We start from the raw sequence: 17,151 nt of genomic DNA, 5'->3' as shown, positions 1-17,151 counted from the left end.
GATGGTTGGAATTAGCACAGTAACCGACGTTATTTACAGAGGATCTGTTTGTGCTTCAACCGCCGCCAATGCCACCATATTGACGATACGGCGAACCGAAGCAATCGGTGTCAGAACATGAACAGGTTTCGCAACGCCCATCAGGACAGGGCCGACGGTGACACCTTCGGAGCTGGTCACACGCAGCAAGTTATAGCTGATACGCGCCGCTTCCATATTGGGCATGATTAACAGATTTGCGGAGCCTTTCAGTGGGCTGTCAGGCATGATATCGCGGCGAATACTTTCCACCAAAGCCGCATCCCCGTGCATTTCACCATCAATTTCAAGTGATGGTGCCATTTGCTGAACCAGCTCCAGTGTCGTACGCATTTTTCGCGCAGAATCACAATCAGTCGAGCCAAAACTTGAACGCGATAACAGGGCAACTTTAGGTTCAATACCAAAACGACGAACCGTTTCCGCCGCCATCAGCGTGATTTCGGCCAACTCTTCCGGACTTGGATCTTCATTAACATAAGTATCGGCAATGAAGGTATTCCCTGTCGGTAGCATCAAGGCATTCATGGCTCCTGCGGTATGCACGCCCTGACGGAAGCCAAAGACATCTTTCACGACTTGGTAATGTTCAGTATAGCCGCCAACCGTACCACAAATCAGGCCATCCGCTTCACCACGGTGTACCATGATTGCGCCTATCAGCGTCGGATTGCCAATCACTGCCCGGCGGGCTTGCTCTTGTGAAACCCCACGGCGTTTCATCATCTGATAATATTCTTGCCAATATTCTTTGAAACGTGGGTCATTTTCGTTGTTCACTACTTCAAAATCTTTACCGGCTTCAATATGCAGCCCCTGCTTTTTAATCCGCATTTCAATCACGCTGGGACGGCCAATCAGGACAGGGAATGCCAGCCCAAGGGAGACCAGTTCTTGTGTCGCATGCAGCACACGAATATCTTCCCCTTCGGCCAATACAATACGTTTCTTCTCTTTTTTGGCTTGCGAGAAGATGGGCTTCATAAATAGGTTGGTTTTATAGACAAACTCATTGAGTTTCTCAATATATGCCCCGAAATCGGTAATAGGCCGGGTTGCCACACCGGATTCCATCGCCGCTTTCGCGACAGCCGGTGCAATTTTGACAATCAAGCGAGGATCAAACGGCTTCGGAATAATATAATCAGGGCCGAAGAACAGATCTTGATCGCCATAGGCAGAAGCCACTTCCTGGCTTTGTTCAGCCAGTGCAAGATCAGCAATGGCACGCACGCAGGCAAGTTTCATCTCTTCATTGATAGTGGTCGCCCCAACATCCAATGCGCCACGGAAGATGAACGGGAAGCAGAGAACGTTATTCACCTGATTAGGGAAATCAGAACGGCCGGTACAGATAATGGCATCAGGGCGCACGGCTTTTGCCAGTGGCGGCAAAATTTCCGGCTCTGGGTTAGCCAAGGCCATAATGAGCGGATTTTTTGCCATGGTTTTCACCATGTCTTGTGTCAATACGCCAGGCCCGGAACAACCGAGGAAAATATCAGCATCAGGGATCACATCTGCCAGTGTACGGCTGCCATTATCTTCAATGGCATAATCCGCTTTGGTTTTTTCCATATTCGCTTCGCGGCCGCGATAGATAACCCCTTTCGAGTCACAAACAACAATATTTTCACTTTTCAGACCCAGTGCCACCAGCAGATTCATACAGGCAATTGAAGCAGCTCCCGCCCCTGATACCACCATGCGCACTTGACCAATGTCTTTATCAACCACCCGCAATCCATTCAGCACCGCAGCGGTACAGATAATGGCCGTGCCATGTTGATCATCGTGGAATACCGGAATTTTCATGCGCTCACGGAGTTTCTGTTCAATGTAGAAGCACTCCGGTGCTTTGATATCTTCAAGGTTAATACCACCGAAAGTGGGTTCCAGCGCTGCGATGATATCAATCAATTTGTCAGGATTGGATTCATCCACTTCAATGTCAAAAACATCAATACCTGAGAATTTCTTGAACAAAACTCCCTTACCTTCCATAACCGGTTTACCGGCCAATGCGCCGATATTCCCCAACCCTAACACCGCACTGCCGTTGGAGATAACCGCAACAAGATTGCCACGTGCAGTATATTTATAGGCGGCCAAAGGATCTTTTGCTATTTCAAGACAAGGTGCAGCCACCCCCGGTGAATAGGCTAATGCTAAATCACGTTGTGTTGCCAGTGGCTTGGTTGGTGTTACTGTAATTTTGCCAGGTTGCGGAAACTCATGAAAATCAAGAGCACTTTGTTTTAATTTTTCATCCATCATCAGATCCCTTATGCGTCATGTCTTAGTGAAAATGGTTTCAGTATAATAGTTACAGAAGGTTAAATCATGATGTCAGCAGCATTTTGTTCATAATCTTTAAAATCAAGGCGCAAAAAACAGGCAAAGGGAGTCTGGCCGTGATCGACAATGTTGGAATGTTATTTGATCAATATTCTAGGGGCATTATCCCACCGATACCCATATAGAGGTATTTTATCACTGATAAATAACCTGATAAATTAATTAAAGGTGTATTTTTAAATTAATATTTAAAATAAGTTTACAAAAACAAAACTTAATCTATAAAATATTCATCCAAATTTATTTGGAAAATTATTGGCAATTAAGGAAACACATTTTCTTATGAAAGTGAATTTTATTTCACCTGATTGGTTTAACCTGTTTGCGATATTGCTATTTTTATATCAGGATATATACCCGATAAACTTCAAGTTGCCGCTTGCAAGACGAAAACCGATTATTATCCCCCTGCGCTGCGGGAAGATAATAAATTCATCTTGAAATACAACGGGTATATTTTCAGAATCTCATTAACGATGATTCAATATACTCCATAAAAACCACACAGCAATTTAACATAAAGCAGGAACCTGTCTTTTATGTTTTATTAAACATAAATCTGCATTTCTATATGGGAGAAGGGACATGCATAATCATTCAGTCATGATAGTTGATGATCATCCTATCATTCGTCACGGCTTAAAAGGGTTGATTGAATTAGAACGAGAGCTCATTGTGACTGCCGAAACAGACAATGGTGAAGAGGCGATTAATATCGCTTGTCAAATAAAGCCTGACATTATTCTGATGGATTTGAAAATCCATGGCCTTTCAGGGATTGATACGATTAAATCTCTCCGTCGCAAAGGGCTTGATTGCTATATCCTGGTACTCTCCGATTCAGATCACAGAAGTGATATTTACGAGGCCGTTGATGCCGGTGCGAATGGTTATTTATTAAAAGATATCGAGCTCACTTCTCTATTGAACAACATAAAAAAAGCCATAGAGGGTCATGCGGTGTTCTGTGAAAAAGTCCATCAATATTTATCCACCCGCCACCTTTATGTTGATCCGTTATCAAAATTAACCAAACGAGAATTAGATGTTTTAAAAGAAATTGCCGAAGGAATGACAAATAAAGAAATCGCCAACTTCCTTTTTATTTCAGAAGAAACCGTGAAAGTTCATACCCGTAACCTATTGAAAAAACTCAAGTCACGCTCCCGTCTCGAAGCTACTATCATCTACCTGAAACATAGAAAAATGGCGTTCATTTAGCATTGAATTCTCTCTTAACGCCTCCAATATGGAACACAATTTCCCTGAGTTTTGTCGGTGGGGAAATTGTGAGTTATCAAGAAGGATAAATTAATCAGTAACTAATTAATTTAAAATATAATAAACAAAGATATTATTTATTTGATTTATTGATTGGGTTGTAATTAACCGGCCTTTGTCGAGAGTTTAAACATCCACGATACCCGTGTCTGGATAAAATAGCCTATTTCCCGCATTATGTCGGATAGGTTAAACAAGACAAAAGGCGCTTATCATGTCAGCTACCATTTCCCACAAAGTATCCATTCTCTACGGTATCAAAAACTGCGACACCATCAAAAAAGCGCGTCGTTGGCTGGAAGATCAAGGGCTTTCTTATCAATTTCATGATTATCGCCTTGATGGCCTGTCTCCTGAATTACTTCAGTCATTTATTGAAAACGTGAGTTGGGAATCCCTCCTGAATACCCGTGGTACCACGTGGCGCAAATTGTCCGACGAGCAAAAAGCCACCATTAATAATGCAGAAGCCGCCAAAGCACTTATGCTGGAGCAGCCCTCGGTGATAAAACGTCCTCTGCTGGTTTCCAGCACAGCAGACGCAAAAAACCAAGGGGCAGAAACAGCGGAATATTTACTCGGTTTCAAGGCAGAGCAATATCAACAATTTTTCTCGCATGACTAGATACGGAGACGACCATGATTTGTCCAGTCATTGACCTTGCTCAACAGTTAATCAAGCGCCCTTCTGTCAGCCCGGAAGATCAAGGTTGTCAGGAACTTCTTATCCAGCGCCTGCAAGAGATTGGCTTTACGATAGAACGGATGCCTTTCGGTGATACCCTGAATTTTTGGGCCTATCGTGGAACCGGCGTCACTTTTGCCCTGGCCGGACACACCGATGTCGTGCCTGCCGGTGAGATATCGCAGTGGCAAACGCCCCCTTTTGAACCCGCTATCCGTGATGGCATGCTGTATGGTCGCGGCGCTGCGGATATGAAAGGCTCTCTGGCGGCCATGCTGGTTGCGGCGGAACGTTTTGTCGCAGAGTATCCTGAACATAAAGGCCGCCTGGCTTTCCTGATCACCTCCGACGAAGAGGCCAAAGCGACCAATGGCACCGTTAAGGTGGTTGAAGCGTTAATGTCCCGCCATGAACGTTTGGATTATTGTCTCGTGGGTGAACCCTCCAGCCAAACGTGCCTGGGGGATATGATCAAAAACGGTCGCCGAGGCTCCCTGACGGCCAGCTTGACGATCTTTGGCACCCAAGGGCATGTTGCCTACCCACAATTGGCAGATAACCCGATTCATCGTTCAGTGCCTTTTTTGCAAGAACTCGTCAATACTCATTGGGATAACGGCAATGAGTTTTTCCCCGCCACCAGTATGCAGATCGCCAATATTCAGGCAGGAACCGGCAGTAATAACGTTATCCCGGGTAAATTGGAGGTTCAGTTCAATTTCCGCTTCAGCACTGAACTGACTGATGGCGAAATCCGCCAGCAAGTTGAAGATATGCTGAAAAGGCATCACCTCAACTATGAGATTGACTGGTGGCTATCAGGCCAACCTTTTCTGACCTGCAAAGGTGCGCTTGTTGATGCGGTAGTTGAATCCATTGGGCACTATTGTGGCTATCAGCCAGAGCTATCAACCAGTGGCGGTACGTCAGATGGGCGTTTTATTGCCGAAATGGGTGCTCAGGTTGTGGAGTTGGGCCCCCTCAATGCCACCATTCATAAAACCAATGAATGCGTCAAGGTGTCTGATTTGCAGGCATTGAGCCTGATTTATCAACGTATCATGGAGCAGTTAATCAAATGATGACGCCCGAAACCCTGACTGGTTTGTCCACTGATCACCTCATTACGCTGTCTGGCAATCACCGTTTGCAGTTTAATGCCGCCAAGGCATTTCTTGCCATGCAGAAAGAGGCAACCCGGGCAGGTTTTAAACTCCAACCTGCCAGTTCGTTTCGCGATTTCACGCGCCAGCAAACGATCTGGAATGAAAAATTCCGTGGTCAGCGGCCGGTATTGGATGATAACAGCCAACCCATTGATATCGCGAAATTGAGTGAGGGTGAACGTTGTGAAGCGATCCTCCGCTGGTCAGCCCTGCCGGGCGCGAGCCGCCATCATTGGGGTACAGAGCTGGATATTTATGATCCCTTTCTGCTGCCAGAAGGCAAAAAACTGCAACTGGAGCCGTGGGAATATGAAAACGGCGGGTATTTTGAGCCATTAACCCATTGGCTAACAGAAAACATGTCTCACTATGATTTCTACCGCCCTTTTACACGCCATGACGCTGGCGTGGCTTATGAGCCGTGGCATATCAGCTATTGGCCATTATCCCATGAAGCCGAAAATTTATTTGATGAACACGTTCTGCTGAGTGCCTGGGAAAATCATGATATTGCCGGCATCAACTGGTTAAAAACCAATCTATCCTATATATTTGAAAAATACATCAGGATAATAGACTAAGGAAGTCGTCAATCAGGAAAATGGTGGTACAGCAAGATTGCTGACCATGAAAATGGTTGATTAACAGAAATAACCTATTAGGCTCCTGAGCCTCATGGAAGAGGCTCTTAATGTTCCGAGGAAAATATCATGAATTGGCTGATAGATTATTGGTGGATTGTTCTGTTAGTGCTCGTTGGCATTATCGTTAACGCGGTAAAAGCACTCAGTCGCGTCGATAAAGAACATTTCTTAGATAACAAACCCGAATTGCCCCCGCATCGGGATCTCAACGATCAATGGGATGATGAGGATGATTGGCCACAGCGGGATCGCAAGAAATAACCCAATCTCTCCAGTCATTGGCAAGCATGTTATCGATGCTTGTCAATGCCTCAGCAGTCTCTTCCCGCCAATGTTTCAAGAGTACCTTACGGCCACTCAACGATAACTCGCCCACACATTGTTCGACAGTTAACCGCTGCTGAAAATGTTTTCTCAACGCCGGCAAAGCCAAATGACTCTGCAACAATAATCGCTGTAATGCAAAATAAGACGCTGACAGCGGACGATGGGCAAATGCAAAACCAGCCAACTCCTGCCAGTCACTGTCATTAAGCCTTTCGTCATTCTCATGTTTAACCGGCAGGGCAAAGCCGAGTAACGCTTCCAATTCACTGGCATCGCGGGATAATCGTTGTTGTGCGGATTGAGCAAACTGTTCCCCCTGCTCACTCAGGGGTAAAACAGCCATCGCGGTATAGCAACCACTGCTCGCTTCCCGGTGGGTGCCGATCCTCACCAATCGAAAACCACATTTTTGCCAAAGCGCCCACAGATCAGCGGTATAGCCAAAACTCACAGAGATGAAATCCAGTTTTTGTTTACCGGCTGCCAGACATTGTTGGATGATCAAATGCTGTGCGATACCACGACGACGATATTGCGCTTGTACAGCAATGCGGCTGACCCGCTGTGACCGCAGGGTTGCCGCCGATGGAAAGCCGCTATGTGCCGCCAGAGATTGAGCGACCAAATTTCCCCTTGGCCGCCGGCGCCCTGCCCAGATTTCATGCGCCAATTCCGGTGATAATCCCCCTTCGTTCACCATCCACAAAGCGCCTATCAAGTGTGGCTGATACGCTGAACAGCGGGAGGTCGCAGCCAAAAATGTCATTCCATTGCCATCCATTAATCGACGCAGATCAAGCGGAGATGTACGGTAATGTGCGCTGGTCAATAAGCCATAAAATTGGCGCAATAATGTGGCATTTGGTAACCATTCGGGCTGATAAATCGGATGAACGTGCCATTTTTCTTCGCTTAATCGTGTGCCAATTCGCTGTTTATCATCAAATAACAGGGCACTATCCAGCCAGGCTTCCAATGGATCATTTTCAGCCCAGCGCATGGGGGTTTTCAATTCACGGATATGACAGTCAGGTAATGCAGCACAAAGTTTCAACAAAAAACCGCGGCCTGTGCCTTCATAACCTTGAACCGTGGAAGTCAGCAATACGCGCGGAAAATAGCGGATCAATTCGGCCAATTGTGGCGTTGGGATCGCCGCGGCCTCGTCAATCAATAACCAGTCCGCATCGTTTTTATTTTCCTGTCCCTCTTTTTTGGCACGTTTGGCACGGCAATATTTCAACAAATTATCAACCGCCCAAAAAGGCGTCTCTTGTTCCAAAGAGGCCGGCTCAACAGGATCTGAACTGGCGGAGTAACGCCGGATCACCTCCGTCGTTATTTTTGCGGGAGCACATAACCAGCACTGGCCCTGCCAATATCGCACTAACATGCCCGCCAGCGCCGATTTTCCCCGTCCCCGTGGTGCGGTGATCACCCAAACGCCCTGTGTCGCCTGTAGCAATTCGCCAAGAATAGCTTGCTGGCTCACCGTCGGATTACCATCAGGCATCTGCCACGCGGCGGTTTCAGGCAATGGCAATATCTGAGCGGGCTGAAAAGGAATTTCCTGACGCCATAATACGACTTCGGGAAACGCGAGGATTTGCTGCTGGATATGACGAATAAAATGAGGCGTCGAAATGACACCGGCCGATTCATTCCAGCGCAGACTATCTTCATCAGGTTGTTCCGGCCATTGTGACCACGCGGGTACACGCATCACCAACCAGCTTCCCGCTTTTAGTGTGCCGGCCAGTATCGCCAATGCTTCCGCATGCAGCCCTTTCGTTGCGTCAAAAACACCATGCAAGAATTCACGCCCCAGCAAGCTGGCGGCATTTGTCGGATCAACAGCACCGGAGACATGGGCTGAAACCGTGAGCCAATTCCCTTGAAACTGTTCTGTTAGCTGATTGACAATGGATGCACTCCATTGGGGATCACCACTTAAAACGAGCAAACGGCGCTGTCCCTGTTGTTGCATTTGTGTCTGCAACTTTTCCCACAAAGTTGCCCATGCGCTGTGCCATAAGCTATACATAGTACGAACTATCCATAATATGAACCGTATAACATGTGAACTCTCTGATTGATGGCTACGTTAAAAGGGCTATCAGCACTCACCATTTGCCAATCAAAATCGATAAAATACCCGCAGCAATCAATGGGCCTACGGGAACGCCCCTAAATAGCGCCACCCCCAACACGGTGCCGACTAATAATCCAGCCACCGTAGACGGCTGGCCGGACATTAAAGCAACCCCGCGGCTCCCCAACCATGACACCAAGATACCCACCGCAATAGCCAACAGGGATTTCCAATTTAAGAAAGAGCCAAGAATGTCCTGTGCGGAGATTTTCCCACTGGCAATCGGTGCCATGACGCCGACTGTCAGGATCAGGATACCTATCGTCAAGCCATACTTTTCCACCCAAGGGAAAAACTGATTTAATGGTGTGATACGAACGACTAACAGAAATAACATGGCGAGTGTCACTGTCATGTTATGACTGATGATGCCAAGTCCTGCAAGCACAAGTAAAATAAGTAACGTCGGATCAATATGGCTCATGAGTTTTCCTGTAAACACCGATAAAACAATAATCGCGAAGCGACTGACGGTTTTATTAACACGCTTGCTTTTAGTAATAACATTGATAAATAATTATTCACACGAATCAAGATGCCATCTTATTTCTTGATAGCAAAATTTTGATCGTGGAAAGTATCACAACACAGGCAATTTGCCCATAACGTCAATAACAAGCTAGCTTTATTGATAAACACCAACATTTTTACCAAGGCCAATGCAGAAAGATTGCAAGCAATGCGTTGCAATTAAGATGCGTTCGTAGAAGCGATATGAAAAAATTAATGTTCTCCCTGTTAATGTGTTGCTCCTTAGCAGGTTGTACCACTCAATGGGTACCTGCAACAAGTAACCCACCTCCGCTCAATGAAGCTATGGCTGAGTGCCAATCGTCGGCATCAAATCTATTTCCTGTAAAAAATGAAGTTGCCCAAAGATCAACGCTGAAAAGCGTGCGGCAACCCTGCTCGAATGACGACAAATGCGGAAAAGAAGGTTATTACTATCAAAATGTTCCTATGTACGAAAGCTATGTGATAGATGTTAACGAGGATTCCAGAAGAGAGTTTTATCGCAACTGCATGCTACAAAAAGGCTGGAAACAACAAACCCGATCCCTGCTCTAAAGTTGATTTAACGTACCAGACAGGGACAGGATGCCCTTTTGTTACAGGGCATCCTTTTATTTTTATTTAAAAAAATATTTTCAAGTAATCGTTTGCGTCATTAGTCCAAAATAACGCCAATACGGCGTGCAACTTCTTCATACGCTTCGATCAAGCCACCGAGACTTTGGCGAAAACGGTCTTTATCCATTTTATCCATCGTCTGCTTATCCCATAAGCGGCTACCGTCCGGTGAAAATTCATCTCCCAATACGACCTTGCCGTTGAACAAACCAAATTCCAACTTAAAATCCACCAGGATCAGGCCCGCATCATCAAATAATTTGCTCAATACTTCATTGGCCTTGTAGCTCAGACGTCTCATTTCAGATAAGTGTTCTTTACTCACCCAACCGAATGTCTCACAGTAGGATTCATTAACCATGGGATCATGCTTGGCATCATCTTTCAGAAACAGGTCAAACAGTGGCGGATCCAGCAGCATTCCCTCTTCCACTCCCAGACGCTTAACAAGGGAGCCTGCGGCACGGTTACGAATAACGCATTCAACAGGTACCATATCCAGTTTTTTCACCAAGGATTCATTATCTGACAACCGCTGTTCCATTTGCGTCGGAATGCCCGCTTCTTCCAGTTTGCCCATAATGAAATGATTGAATTTATTATTCACCATTCCCTTGCGATCGAACTGTTCAATGCGTTCACCATCCAATGCTGATGTATCATTACGGAATTCCAGCACAAGTAAGTCAGGATTATCAGTGGTATACACTGTTTTTGCCTTTCCACGATACAACTCAGCTTTTTTCTGCATTTTATACTCCGGAAATATGACATCTTTAAACGTAAAAAAATTAAACAACAAACTTATCCCAAATATCTTATCCCAACGATAAAGGGGCCTGAGGCCCCTTTATCTGTTACTTCTCTTTGGATTGGCTAAATACCGCTTCCAGCACAGACACCATCTGATCGTTTTCAGATTGCGTCAGCGGTTTACCTTTTTCGCTGATAAACTGTAGGCTGCTCCGGTTATCCAAATCACCCACCTGTAATTTGTAATTTTTTTCGCTGAGGGGAGGCGCTTCTACTCCCAACGCTTCCCAATCAGAAGGGTTTCGTCCTTGATAAGTCACCTCTATCGCGCCGGTGGAACGCGTACGATCCGTGACGTTCATGCCGATATTTTCCAACGCATGGGGCAACCTGCTCCAGACGATGTTGTAAGGTGCCCGTACAATGATTTGCGGCAAGCCGGTATTATCACTACCGCTTTGTACCGTTAATGCCCCGGAATTTTTAGCACTGCTCAGGCTCGCCGCTTCTTGTTGCAGGCTTAAGCCACTCGCCAGTTTATTCAGCATGATGACGTTGTAACGCTGGATATCCACCGGATTGGTAATAACCTTTTCACCATGTTTTAAGCCTTCATTCGAAACAGACAGGGCTATTTGGTAATCCTGATCGGTAACTGAAACACGGTAGCGCCCCTGATAAGGAACATTTTCATCTGCCCGCTGCCAGATAATCCAGTCTGTCGTCAACGTCTGCGCAGCGTCATCTTTATGGCTGACCTTATACCCTTTTTCTGCCAGCAGATTGTTGACCTGTGACCATAATTTGCTGTATTCAGGGGTATTTTCAAGCAACAACTTACTGCTGTTAGCACTATTTTCAACGCGGGAACCCGTCAATAACGCCAGCGCCTGCACAGGAGGACGGATATCCAAATCTTTACCCACTGCCCCCGTTGAAGCCGTTGCCGGAATATTATATTCGCCATTTTGCAGCGGCAATATCATTCCCGCAGGAATGTTCAATACTTTCAGTGGCGGCGCGTCAAGATAGGATTGATCCCCGCTGACCTGACGTTTATAGCGCTGATCGCTGGAACAGGCAGCTAACAAAACTACCAATGACAGGCCAGCAATCTTCATGACCTTCGATTTTTGCAATAATGTTGCCATTAAAATTCCCTAAAATTTTACAGTAATCCAGCTATTTTCAAGGCCTTATCAACCGGAATTTGCCCTTCCTGCGTTAGCGGAATCATCGGCAAACGCAATGTATCATCGGCAATCAATCCCAATTGACGGCAAGCCCACTTAACTGGCGTCGGGCTAGGTTCAACAAATAATTGATGATGCAAACCCATCAGTCGGCTGTTCAGGTCACGAGCTTGCAAAAATTTACCTTGCCCAGCCAATTCACACACCTGTGCCATTTCCGCTGCCGCAACGTTTGCGGTCACAGAAATCACACCTTTACCACCAAGCTGCATGAAATCGACAAAACTTGCGTCATCACCACTCAGAAGAATGAAATTTTCATCATTAACCAATTCTTGGATCTGACTAACACGACTTAAGTTCCCTGTCGCTTCCTTTAGCGCAACAATATTTTTCAGTTCCGCCAAACGCGCAACCGTCGGTGGCAATAAATCACATCCGGTACGAGATGGCACATTATACAGAATTTGTGGTAAGTCAGTATTCTCAGCGATTGCCTTATAGTGCAAATATAAGCCTTCCTGTGATGGCTTATTATAATAAGGTGTCACCGACAGGCAACCCACAACCCCTGTGTTTTCGAAACAATGGGTCAGGGAGATGGCTTCCGCTGTCGCATTTGCCCCTGTTCCTGCAATCACGGGAATGCGTCCATCCGCTATTTCCAGTGTTGTGAGTACAACATTAACGTGTTCGTCATGGTTAAGCGTTGCACACTCGCCGGTTGTACCAACAGACACAATCGCAGATGTCCCGCTGGCGATATGATAATCAATCAATTTTCTCAAACCGGCCTTATCAATCTGACCCGCTGAGTCCATCGGAGTTATCAATGCAACAATACTGCCTGTAAAACCAGAATGATTGCTTACCATTGCCATTTCCCCCTGAGTTAAAACTAAAATTGCAAATGAGGAGTTTATGGTACTTTCTTGTCATACAGAAGAAAACTCTTTAAACAAGCGATTTCAATGAATTTTGTTAATATCAAGTGTAGCCAATTAAACAGAAATGATAATTTTGCTCTTCGGATAAATGCGATTGACCTTCCGTTGATCATTTTTTATGTTTAAACACAGCAAACACCAATTAAAACGAAAGGAAAACCACATTGCCAATATCAGAACAGCATTTTTTAGTGATCACCGCCCTCGGTACCGATCGTCCCGGCATCGTCAATACCATTACCCGCCTCGTCAGTACATGCGGCTGTAATATTGAAGACAGCCGGCTGGCAATGTTTGGCGAAGAATTTACTTTTATCATGTTACTATCTGGTAGCTGGAATGCCATTACTTTGATCGAGTCAACCTTGCCACAGAAGGGGGCAGGACTTGAATTACTCATCGTCATGAAACGTACCCGGTGTGGGGAACAGAAAATATTTCCTTCGACCATCACCGTTAAGGTAGATGTCGATGATTCACCGGGAATTGTTGAACGTTTTACCAGTTTATTCACGACCCAAGATCTTAATATCGCGGAACTGGTATCAAAAACACACCCTGCCGAGGCAGATCACCCCGCTCGCCTGCAAATTCAAATTACAGGCCACAACCCATTTGATGATAATGGCACGATATTTAAAGAAACCTTTCATCATCTATGTACAGAATTGAATGCGCAAGGCAGTATTATCGTCCAAGAACATTTAAATCAACACGATTAAACGGAGAATGAGTGATGAGTCCATTGAAAACTGGTGATAAGGCCCCTCAATTCAACCTTCCTGACCAAAATGGCGAACCCATTAATTTATCTGACTTCAAAGGTCAACGTGTTTTAGTTTATTTTTACCCCAAGGCGATGACGCCGGGCTGCACCGTTCAGGCATGTGGCTTGCGTGACTCGGTGGATGAACTAAAAGACGTCAATGTTAAGGTACTGGGTATCAGCACCGATGCCCCTGAAAAGTTAGCCCGCTTTGTCGAAAAAGAGATGCTGAATTTCACGCTGCTTTCTGATGTTGATCATCAAGTTGCCGAACAATTTGGTGTTTGGGGCAAAAAACAGTTCATGGGGAAAATCTATGACGGCATTCACCGCATCAGTTTCTTGATTAATCCACAAGGTGAGATTGAACACGTTTTTGATAAATTCAAAACCAGCGAGCATCATCAGGTTGTACTGGATTACCTGAAACAACATTAATCGCCAGCCTGCCACCATCGCCGGCGTAATAGATTAAATGCGTTGCCGCTCAATCAATAAAGCGGCAACTGATTGACTTTCACTGAGTACTTTATTGCATCATACTCAAAGCAAACGGATTTTTAATATTTTCGCGATAAATAACCATTCGTCATGGTGCAATATCAGTCATTGCCATTGTCACTTTTTTCTTTCAGATTTTCCTCCGGCCAGGCATGAATCACTGCCTTGATTAACGTTGCCAGCGGAATGGCAAAGAAAACGCCCCAGAATCCCCATAATCCACCAAAAATAATGACAGACAGGATAATAACCAGTGGATGAAGATTGACGGCTTCCGAAAACAAAATTGGCACAAGCAGGTTACCATCTAACCCTTGCACCACCAGATACGCGATAAACAGAGCCCAGAAATCAGCCCCGCATCCCCATTGAAACAGCGCCACCACAATCACCGGAAGGGTGACAAGCACGGTGCCGATATAAGGAATGAGCACAGACAAACCGACCAGAACCGCCAGCAACAGAGAATAATGCAATCCAAAGAAAGCAAATACTGCATATGTGCAGAGCGTCAATATGACCATTTCTGTCACTTTGCCGCGGATATAATTGGTAATCTGCTGGTTCATTTCGCGCCACACTTTCCCCGCCAAACTGCGATTACGTGGCAATACATGCTGCAATGCCGCCACCATTTGGTCTTTATCTTTCAACAGAAAGAACACCATCAAGGGAACCAGAATCAAATAAATCGCCAGCGTCAATAACCCAATCAGAGAGGCAACCGAAAACTTAAAGACGGATTCACCCGCCCCAGAGAGTTTGCCACGCAGATTATCAGCAACCATATCGATAATACCGGCATCAACCAGCGCAGGATAACGGGAGGGAAAAGTATGCGCGTATTCATTAAACCGATTAAGCATATTGGGAAGATCGGAGAATAAGTTTAAACCCTGCCTCCAGACTGTCGGGGCAACAATCAAGATCACCAACGCACTGATCCCCATAAAAATGGTTAACACAATGGAAACAGAGAGGGTACGGCTACACCCTAACTTTCCTAATTGCACCGTGGGCCACTCCAGCAAATAAGCCAGTACAATCGCGGCAAGGAGCGGGGCCAGGATCCCATTGAAAAAATAGATAATCCCAAAACCCGCCAATAAAATAATTGATAACGCAATGACTTGTGGATCAGCGAAACGACGACGATACCATTGCATGATCATATCAAACATAAGTACAACTCCCATTTATCCAACATAAGTACAACTCCTTTGCTGCAATACATATAAATATTTTTCACTAAAATTTATGATGATGAAGGATTTTAAGGTACTCTTTTATCATAAAAGTATTCATGAAACTGATAGCTAGAATGGAGCACACCATTTTATGAGAATCGCTTTATGAGAAAAATACCCCAAACCCTTTTTATCAGCCTGTTGTTATTAGGCAATCCCCCTGTATTCTCTTCACCAACTGAAGACTCGCTACCTGATATCGGCACCACAGCGGGGGCAACGCTCAGCATCAATCAGGAGATGGCCATGGGCGATTTATATATACGTTCAATAAGGGCCCAATCCCCCCTGATTTATGACCCGCTGCTGACCCAATACATTAATCAATTGGGTCAGAAATTAGTCAACCATGCCGATTCAGTAAAAACACCTTTCCATTTCTATTTGTTAGATAACCCTAATATTAATGCCTACGCATTTTTCGGCGGCCATGTTGTTCTCCATTCGGCACTATTTCGCTATAGCCGTAATGAAAGTGAACTGGCATCTGTCATGGCCCACGAGATTTCCCATGTTACACAGCGGCATTTAGCCCGATTTATGGAAGAACAAAAACGGAACAAACCACTGACATGGGCTGGCACACTGGGTTCTCTCCTGCTTATGGTGGCCAATCCACAAGCAGGAATGGTTGCACTCAGCGGAACACTGGCGGGCTTCCAGCAAGGTATCATCAGTTTTACCCAATCGAATGAGCAAGAAGCGGATCGTATTGGCATGCGAACACTGAGTCGAGCAGGATTTGATCCACACGGCATGCCTAATTTTATGCAGGCACTGGTCGATCAATCCCGCTATAGCTCTAAGCTGCCTGAAATGCTATATACTCACCCATTACCTGACAGCCGTATGTCTGACGCCCGTAATCGGGCCAATCAATATCCGGCTAAAACGGTTGCAGAGTCTCAAGATTTTCTGTTCGCCCGTGTCCGTATTTTAACTATGTATTCAACGGATCAACGTCCCCACATTGAACCATTGCTGAAAAAATATAGCCAAGGTACCGCCAAAGAACAGCTTGCTGCTGCCTATGGACGCGCCATTTTACTCTCTCAAGACAAAAAGTATGCCGAGGCCAGGGCAATCTTATCGCCATTGCTGGATAGACAACCGGATAACATTTGGTTTATCGATACAATGACGGATATTGATATCGAGCAAAAACAGTATACCAACGCGATCACTCGCTTGCAGGATGCACTCAAGCAGCAGAAAAACAATCCGGTATTGCAAATTAACCTCGCAAACGCGTACCTTATGGACAAGAAGTATTCTCAGGCCTCACAACTTCTGTTTCGTTATACCTTCAATCACCCTGATGACCTTAATGGCTGGACACTGTTAAGAAAAGCAGCCGGAGGACAAGGAAAACACAACGATGAACTCGCCGCCTATGCAGAACTCATTGCACTGAAAGGTGATTTTGACTCCGCCATAGAACAACTTGGCAAGGCCAGTTCATTGGCAAAATTGGGTAGTAATGAGCAAGAACGATATGATGCCCGGATTGATCAATTGCGCCAATTGCAACAAAGCTATGGCCAATATAAATGAATGAAGGATTTTCACATGCAACACGTTACCTTTTACCATAATCCCCGCTGCTCAAAGAGCCGTGAAACACTTAAGCTGGTTGAAGAACTCGGCATTACACCAGAAATCATTCATTATCTTGATACGCCACCGACAGCAGAACAACTTGCCGTACTATTAAAGCAACTCGGCTTCAACGATGCCCGCCAATTAATGCGTACCAAAGAAGATCGCTACAAGGAATTAAACCTTGACGATGCGACGTTATCCCAAACGGCCTTGCTTCAGGCGATGGCTGAAAATCCTAAATTGATAGAGCGCCCCATTGTGGTTGTCGGTGATAAGGCTCGTTTGGGTCGTCCGCCTGAGCAGGTTAAAGAAATTCTGTTGTAACGCTTTTTCAATAAAAATTTTCAATAAAAAAGTGA

Annotated in this window: 17 protein-coding genes; 10 read left to right on the top strand and 7 right to left on the bottom strand. The window is 45.4% G+C overall.

What is annotated here, in order from left to right:
* Nucleotides 1–33 precede the first annotated feature (33 nt).
* Complete coding sequence (gene maeB, locus PSI17_RS06475) at nucleotides 34–2,313, bottom strand: NADP-dependent oxaloacetate-decarboxylating malate dehydrogenase (protein ID WP_273551200.1); 2,280 nt, start codon at nucleotides 2,311–2,313, stop codon at nucleotides 34–36.
* Nucleotides 2,314–2,982: 669 nt separating this feature from the next.
* On the opposite strand from maeB, the gene PSI17_RS06470 reads away from it, so the two are divergent.
* The 5 genes from PSI17_RS06470 to PSI17_RS06450 all read left to right on the top strand — a co-directional run bounded on the left by PSI17_RS06470 (nucleotide 2,983) and on the right by PSI17_RS06450 (nucleotide 6,434).
* Nucleotides 2,983–3,618, top strand: coding sequence for a response regulator (locus PSI17_RS06470; RefSeq protein ID WP_273551188.1), 636 nt, complete (start codon nucleotides 2,983–2,985; stop codon nucleotides 3,616–3,618).
* A 274-nt stretch (nucleotides 3,619–3,892) separates the two neighbouring features.
* A complete protein-coding gene (locus tag PSI17_RS06465) occupies nucleotides 3,893–4,303 on the top strand; it encodes an ArsC family reductase (protein WP_273551187.1) in 411 nt (136 codons plus the stop codon).
* A gap of 14 nt (nucleotides 4,304–4,317) precedes the next feature.
* Entirely contained in the window at nucleotides 4,318–5,445 is a 1,128-nt protein-coding gene (gene dapE, locus PSI17_RS06460; RefSeq protein ID WP_273551186.1) for a succinyl-diaminopimelate desuccinylase, read from the top strand.
* Nucleotides 5,442–6,110 (top strand): M15 family metallopeptidase, encoded by a 669-nt coding sequence (locus PSI17_RS06455; RefSeq protein ID WP_273551185.1) that lies wholly within the window; start codon nucleotides 5,442–5,444, stop codon nucleotides 6,108–6,110. The genes dapE and PSI17_RS06455 overlap by 4 nt, the downstream gene beginning before the upstream one ends.
* Before the next feature lie 129 nt (nucleotides 6,111–6,239).
* Nucleotides 6,240–6,434, top strand: a complete 195-nt coding sequence (locus tag PSI17_RS06450; protein ID WP_045971174.1) for a YpfN family protein — start codon at nucleotides 6,240–6,242, stop codon at nucleotides 6,432–6,434.
* Here PSI17_RS06450 and PSI17_RS06445 read toward each other — a convergent pair.
* Both PSI17_RS06445 and PSI17_RS06440 read right to left on the bottom strand, forming a co-directional pair.
* Nucleotides 6,379–8,544, bottom strand: a complete 2,166-nt coding sequence (locus PSI17_RS06445; RefSeq protein WP_273551184.1) for a tRNA(Met) cytidine acetyltransferase TmcA — start codon at nucleotides 8,542–8,544, stop codon at nucleotides 6,379–6,381. The two genes, PSI17_RS06450 and PSI17_RS06445, sit on opposite strands and share 56 nt — an antisense overlap.
* 79 nt (nucleotides 8,545–8,623) lie before the next feature.
* The gene (locus tag PSI17_RS06440; protein WP_273551183.1) at nucleotides 8,624–9,076 is read right to left on the bottom strand and encodes a DUF441 domain-containing protein; all 453 of its coding nucleotides are present in this window, start codon (nucleotides 9,074–9,076) and stop codon (nucleotides 8,624–8,626) included.
* Between the two features lie 290 nt (nucleotides 9,077–9,366).
* On the opposite strand from PSI17_RS06440, the gene PSI17_RS06435 reads away from it, so the two are divergent.
* Nucleotides 9,367–9,720 (top strand): hypothetical protein, encoded by a 354-nt coding sequence (locus tag PSI17_RS06435; protein WP_273551182.1) that lies wholly within the window; start codon nucleotides 9,367–9,369, stop codon nucleotides 9,718–9,720.
* A gap of 100 nt (nucleotides 9,721–9,820) precedes the next feature.
* Here PSI17_RS06435 and purC read toward each other — a convergent pair whose 3' ends face one another.
* From purC to dapA, 3 genes are all read right to left on the bottom strand, one after another.
* Entirely contained in the window at nucleotides 9,821–10,534 is a 714-nt protein-coding gene (gene purC / locus PSI17_RS06430) for a phosphoribosylaminoimidazolesuccinocarboxamide synthase (protein WP_273551181.1), read from the bottom strand.
* A 106-nt stretch (nucleotides 10,535–10,640) separates the two neighbouring features.
* Nucleotides 10,641–11,687, bottom strand: coding sequence for an outer membrane protein assembly factor BamC (bamC, locus tag PSI17_RS06425; protein WP_273551180.1), 1,047 nt, complete (start codon nucleotides 11,685–11,687; stop codon nucleotides 10,641–10,643).
* Nucleotides 11,688–11,704: 17 nt separating this feature from the next.
* Nucleotides 11,705–12,604 carry a 4-hydroxy-tetrahydrodipicolinate synthase gene (gene dapA, locus PSI17_RS06420; RefSeq protein ID WP_273551179.1) on the bottom strand — a complete coding sequence of 300 codons (900 nt, stop codon included), beginning with the start codon at nucleotides 12,602–12,604 and terminating at the stop codon, nucleotides 11,705–11,707.
* A 236-nt stretch (nucleotides 12,605–12,840) separates the two neighbouring features.
* On the opposite strand from dapA, the gene PSI17_RS06415 reads away from it, so the two are divergent.
* Both PSI17_RS06415 and bcp read left to right on the top strand, forming a co-directional pair.
* On the top strand, nucleotides 12,841–13,398 hold the full coding sequence (locus tag PSI17_RS06415; RefSeq protein WP_273551178.1) for a glycine cleavage system transcriptional repressor: 558 nt from the start codon (nucleotides 12,841–12,843) through the stop codon (nucleotides 13,396–13,398).
* Nucleotides 13,399–13,412: 14 nt separating this feature from the next.
* Entirely contained in the window at nucleotides 13,413–13,880 is a 468-nt protein-coding gene (gene bcp / locus PSI17_RS06410) for a thioredoxin-dependent thiol peroxidase (protein ID WP_273551177.1), read from the top strand.
* 164 nt (nucleotides 13,881–14,044) lie between these two features.
* Here the strand turns inward: bcp and PSI17_RS06405 are convergent, their stop codons facing one another.
* Nucleotides 14,045–15,124, bottom strand: coding sequence for an AI-2E family transporter (locus PSI17_RS06405; RefSeq protein WP_273551176.1), 1,080 nt, complete (start codon nucleotides 15,122–15,124; stop codon nucleotides 14,045–14,047).
* Nucleotides 15,125–15,295: 171 nt separating this feature from the next.
* Here PSI17_RS06405 and PSI17_RS06400 point away from each other — a divergent pair, with 171 nt between their 5' ends.
* Both PSI17_RS06400 and arsC read left to right on the top strand, forming a co-directional pair.
* Nucleotides 15,296–16,744, top strand: a complete 1,449-nt coding sequence (locus PSI17_RS06400) for a beta-barrel assembly-enhancing protease (protein ID WP_273551175.1) — start codon at nucleotides 15,296–15,298, stop codon at nucleotides 16,742–16,744.
* 15 nt (nucleotides 16,745–16,759) lie between these two features.
* Complete coding sequence (arsC, locus tag PSI17_RS06395; protein ID WP_273551174.1) at nucleotides 16,760–17,116, top strand: arsenate reductase (glutaredoxin); 357 nt, start codon at nucleotides 16,760–16,762, stop codon at nucleotides 17,114–17,116.
* Nucleotides 17,117–17,151 lie beyond the last annotated feature (35 nt).

Origin of the sequence: Xenorhabdus sp. IM139775 (assembly GCF_028598745.1) — a bacterium.
GTDB lineage: Bacteria > Pseudomonadota > Gammaproteobacteria > Enterobacterales > Enterobacteriaceae > Xenorhabdus.
This window is presented reverse-complemented; position numbering and strand designations above follow the sequence as displayed.

Bases quoted from the DNA above. Each gene is read 5' to 3' on its own strand.
- PSI17_RS06445 (WP_273551184.1), bottom strand. From the start codon at position 8,544: ATGTATAGCTTATGGCACAGCGCATGGGCAACTTTGTGGGAAAAGTTG.
- arsC (WP_273551174.1), top strand. From the start codon at position 16,760: ATGCAACACGTTACCTTTTACCATAATCCCCGCTGCTCAAAGAGCCGT.
- PSI17_RS06470 (WP_273551188.1), top strand. From the start codon at position 2,983: ATGCATAATCATTCAGTCATGATAGTTGATGATCATCCTATCATTCGT.
- bamC (WP_273551180.1), bottom strand. From the start codon at position 11,687: ATGGCAACATTATTGCAAAAATCGAAGGTCATGAAGATTGCTGGCCTG.
- bcp (WP_273551177.1), top strand. From the start codon at position 13,413: ATGAGTCCATTGAAAACTGGTGATAAGGCCCCTCAATTCAACCTTCCT.
- PSI17_RS06435 (WP_273551182.1), top strand. From the start codon at position 9,367: ATGAAAAAATTAATGTTCTCCCTGTTAATGTGTTGCTCCTTAGCAGGT.
- purC (WP_273551181.1), bottom strand. From the start codon at position 10,534: ATGCAGAAAAAAGCTGAGTTGTATCGTGGAAAGGCAAAAACAGTGTAT.
- dapE (WP_273551186.1), top strand. From the start codon at position 4,318: ATGATTTGTCCAGTCATTGACCTTGCTCAACAGTTAATCAAGCGCCCT.
- PSI17_RS06465 (WP_273551187.1), top strand. From the start codon at position 3,893: ATGTCAGCTACCATTTCCCACAAAGTATCCATTCTCTACGGTATCAAA.
- PSI17_RS06400 (WP_273551175.1), top strand. From the start codon at position 15,296: ATGAGAAAAATACCCCAAACCCTTTTTATCAGCCTGTTGTTATTAGGC.
- maeB (WP_273551200.1), bottom strand. From the start codon at position 2,313: ATGGATGAAAAATTAAAACAAAGTGCTCTTGATTTTCATGAGTTTCCG.
- PSI17_RS06455 (WP_273551185.1), top strand. From the start codon at position 5,442: ATGATGACGCCCGAAACCCTGACTGGTTTGTCCACTGATCACCTCATT.
- dapA (WP_273551179.1), bottom strand. From the start codon at position 12,604: ATGGTAAGCAATCATTCTGGTTTTACAGGCAGTATTGTTGCATTGATA.
- PSI17_RS06440 (WP_273551183.1), bottom strand. From the start codon at position 9,076: ATGAGCCATATTGATCCGACGTTACTTATTTTACTTGTGCTTGCAGGA.
- PSI17_RS06405 (WP_273551176.1), bottom strand. From the start codon at position 15,124: ATGTTTGATATGATCATGCAATGGTATCGTCGTCGTTTCGCTGATCCA.
- PSI17_RS06450 (WP_045971174.1), top strand. From the start codon at position 6,240: ATGAATTGGCTGATAGATTATTGGTGGATTGTTCTGTTAGTGCTCGTT.